4 protein-coding genes are annotated in these 3582 nt (G+C 59.9%); all 4 read left to right on the top strand.

Going from position 1 to position 3582, the window contains the following annotated elements; genetic code table 11:
• Nucleotides 1-700 (top strand): DUF3363 domain-containing protein (locus GYB81_RS24840; RefSeq protein ID WP_000326430.1); only part of this gene is annotated, 700 nt, incomplete at its 5' end.
• Nucleotides 701-916: 216 nt separating this feature from the next.
• Entirely contained in the window at nucleotides 917-2131 is a 1215-nt protein-coding gene (floR, locus tag GYB81_RS23325; protein WP_161897966.1) for a chloramphenicol/florfenicol efflux MFS transporter FloR, read from the top strand.
• A 54-nt stretch (nucleotides 2132-2185) separates the two neighbouring features.
• Nucleotides 2186-2464 carry a LysR family transcriptional regulator gene (locus tag GYB81_RS23320; protein ID WP_001100557.1) on the top strand — a complete coding sequence of 93 codons (279 nt, stop codon included), beginning with the start codon at nucleotides 2186-2188 and terminating at the stop codon, nucleotides 2462-2464.
• A 111-nt stretch (nucleotides 2465-2575) separates the two neighbouring features.
• Nucleotides 2576-3582: IS91-like element ISCR2 family transposase (locus GYB81_RS23315; protein ID WP_001120884.1), on the top strand; the 1007-nt coding region annotated here is incomplete at its 3' end.

The raw sequence follows: 3582 nt of genomic DNA, 5'->3' as shown, positions 1-3582 counted from the left end.
CGTTTATTCTTCCTATACGTGCCGCGTTCCAGGCGGCGACTATGAGGGCTATGTCGATGCCCATGTGCGCCGGCTGGAGGCGCTACGCCGGGCCGGTATCGTCGAGCGGATCGACGCCGACCAATGGCGCATCCCCGATGATCTGGTCAGCCGTGCCGCCGCCCATGACGCCGGCCGAGACAGTCAGGCCAGCGTTCGCGTCCTTTCCCCGGTCGATCTGAACAAACAGATCGGATCGGACGGCGCGACCTGGCTGGACCGGCGGCTGATCCACGGCGAGACGGCCGACCTTGCGCCAACCGGCTTCGGGCAACAAGTCCGCGAAGCCATGGACCAGCGCCGCGAGCACCATATCGAACAGGGCGACGCCACCCGCAGCCGGGACAGCCGCGTCTTCTACCGGCGCAACCTTCTCGCCATCCTGCGGGAGCGCGAGGTAGCCGGCGTCGGATCGGATATGGCTTTGAGTAAGGGCCTGCCGTTCCGCGCCGCCACGGACGGCGAGAGCGTCAGCGGCAAGTTTACCGGAACCGTGCATCTATCGAGCGGCAAGTTCGCCGTGGTCGAGAAATCCCATGAGTTCACCCTTGTCCCGTGGCGGCCGATCATCGACCGCCAACTCGGCCGCGAGGTTATGGGCATCGTGCAGGGCGGGTCGGTGTCGTGGCAGTTAGGGCGGCAGAGGGGGCTGGAACGCTGAGTGCGCCCATGCCGCATTGCGAAGCAAAAGATAATCGGATAAAATGTAGCAATTCATATTCGTAAGCGTGGAGTAATCAGATGGGAAATTCCAAGTCAGCAGACAAGTAAGCCGCAACAACCAGTATTGTTGTTGCGGCGCTCTGTAAGGCTAGTCTCATCTGATTGCTGACGAGCAGACGTCGCCCGGTATTCCTTAATCGAGGGTTGATTCGTCATGGCCACCACACGCCCCGCGTGGGCCTATACGCTGCCGGCAGCACTGCTGCTGATGGCTCCTTTCGACATCCTCGCTTCACTGGCGATGGATATTTATCTCCCTGTCGTTCCAGCGATGCCCGGCATCCTGAACACGACGCCCGCTATGATCCAACTCACGTTGAGCCTCTATATGGTGATGCTCGGCGTGGGCCAGGTGATTTTTGGTCCGCTCTCAGACAGAATCGGGCGACGGCCAATTCTACTTGCGGGCGCAACGGCTTTCGTCATTGCGTCTCTGGGAGCAGCTTGGTCTTCAACTGCACCGGCCTTTGTCGCTTTCCGTCTACTTCAAGCAGTGGGCGCGTCGGCCATGCTGGTGGCGACGTTCGCGACGGTTCGCGACGTTTATGCCAACCGTCCTGAGGGTGTCGTCATCTACGGCCTTTTCAGTTCGATGCTGGCGTTCGTGCCTGCGCTCGGCCCTATCGCCGGAGCATTGATCGGCGAGTTCTTGGGATGGCAGGCGATATTCATTACTTTGGCTATACTGGCGATGCTCGCACTCCTAAATGCGGGTTTCAGGTGGCACGAAACCCGCCCTCTGGATCAAGTCAAGACGCGCCGATCTGTCTTGCCGATCTTCGCGAGTCCGGCTTTTTGGGTTTACACTGTCGGCTTTAGCGCCGGTATGGGCACCTTCTTCGTCTTCTTCTCGACGGCTCCCCGTGTGCTCATAGGCCAAGCGGAATATTCCGAGATCGGATTCAGCTTTGCCTTCGCCACTGTCGCGCTTGTAATGATCGTGACAACCCGTTTCGCGAAGTCCTTTGTCGCCAGATGGGGCATCGCAGGATGCGTGGCGCGTGGGATGGCGTTGCTTGTTTGCGGAGCGGTCCTGTTGGGGATCGGCGAACTTTACGGCTCGCCGTCATTCCTCACCTTCATCCTACCGATGTGGGTTGTCGCGGTCGGTATTGTCTTCACGGTGTCCGTTACCGCGAACGGCGCTTTGGCAGAGTTCGACGACATCGCGGGATCAGCGGTCGCGTTCTACTTCTGCGTTCAAAGCCTGATAGTCAGCATTGTCGGGACATTGGCGGTGGCACTTTTAAACGGTGACACAGCGTGGCCCGTGATCTGTTACGCCACGGCGATGGCGGTACTGGTTTCGTTGGGGCTGGTGCTCCTTCGGCTCCGTGGGGCTGCCACCGAGAAGTCGCCAGTCGTCTAACCGACGACTGGTAGCAGGCCCGCTCCGATGCGGCGCACTAACCATCGAAACCTCGTGAATGTCGGTATCCTGTCTGGCAGGATACCGCTCATTTCCCTTGTTCAGTTCATCGCCGTCGCCGAGCATCTGAATTTTCGGCATGCGGCCAAGGCACTTGGTATCAGCCAGTCGAGCGTCAGCGCGCGTGTGAAAGCGCTGGAGGATAACCTTGGTGTCCTGCTATTTGAGCGCCATGCGCGGGGCGTTCGGCTAACAGACGCAGGCAGGCACTTCATGGAGCGTGTCACGGCGGGTGTCGATCAACTCGATCACGCAGTGAAGACCGCGGAGTGACGGGCACTGGCTGGCAATGTCTAGCAACGGCAGGCATTTCGGCTGAGGGTAAAAGAACTTTCCGCTAAGCGATAGACTGTATGTAAACACAGTATTGCAAGGACGCGGAACATGCCTCATGTGGCGGCCAGGACGGCCAGCCGGGATCGGGATACTGGTCGTTACCAGAGCCACCGACCCGAGCAAACCCTTCTCTATCAGATCGTTGACGAGTATTACCCGGCATTCGCTGCGCTTATGGCAGAGCAGGGAAAGGAATTGCCGGGCTATGTGCAACGGGAATTTGAAGAATTTCTCCAATGCGGGCGGCTGGAGCATGGCTTTCTACGGGTTCGCTGCGAGTCTTGCCACGCCGAGCACCTGGTCGCTTTCAGCTGTAAGCGTCGCGGTTTCTGCCCGAGCTGTGGGGCGCGGCGGATGGCCGAAAGTGCCGCCTTGCTGGTTGATGAAGTACTGCCTGAACAACCCATGCGTCAGTGGGTGTTGAGCTTCCCGTTTCAGCTGCGTTTCCTGTTTGCCAGCCGGCCCGAGATCATGGGGTGGGTGCTGGGCATCGTTTACCGCGTCATTGCCACGCACCTGGTCAAGAAAGCGGGCCATACCCACCAAGTGGCCAAGACGGGCGCGGTCACCCTGATCCAGCGTTTTGGATCGGCGCTCAATCTGAATGTTCACTTCCACATGCTGTTTCTCGACGGTGTGTATGTCGAGCAATCCCACGGCTCAGCGCGTTTCCGCTGGGTCAAGGCGCCGACCAGCCCAGAGCTCACCCAGCTGACGCACACCATCGCCCACCGGGTGGGTCGCTATCTGGAACGGCAAGGCCTGCTGGAACGGGATGTCGAAAACAGCTATCTGGCCTCGGATGCGGTGGATGACGACCCGATGACACCCCTGCTGGGGCACTCGATCACTTACCGTATCGCTGTCGGTTCACAGGCGGGGCGAAAGGTGTTCACTTTGCAAACTCTGCCGACCAGTGGTGATCCGTTCGGTGACGGGATTGGCAAGGTAGCCGGGTCCAGCCTGCACGCCGGCGTGGCGGCCAGGGCCGATGAACGCAAGAAGCTCGAACGGCTGTGCCGGTACATCAGCCGCCCGGCGGTATCCGAGAAGCG

This window comes from Pseudomonas yangonensis (assembly GCF_009932725.1).
Lineage (GTDB): Bacteria > Pseudomonadota > Gammaproteobacteria > Pseudomonadales > Pseudomonadaceae > Aquipseudomonas > Aquipseudomonas yangonensis.
Note: the sequence above shows the minus strand (reverse complement) of the source record. Positions and strands in the feature narration are given on the sequence as shown.

Coding starts and splice junctions, on each gene's coding strand:
- floR (WP_161897966.1), top strand. CDS start 917: ATGGCCACCACACGCCCCGCGTGGGCCTATACGCTGCCGGCAGCACTG.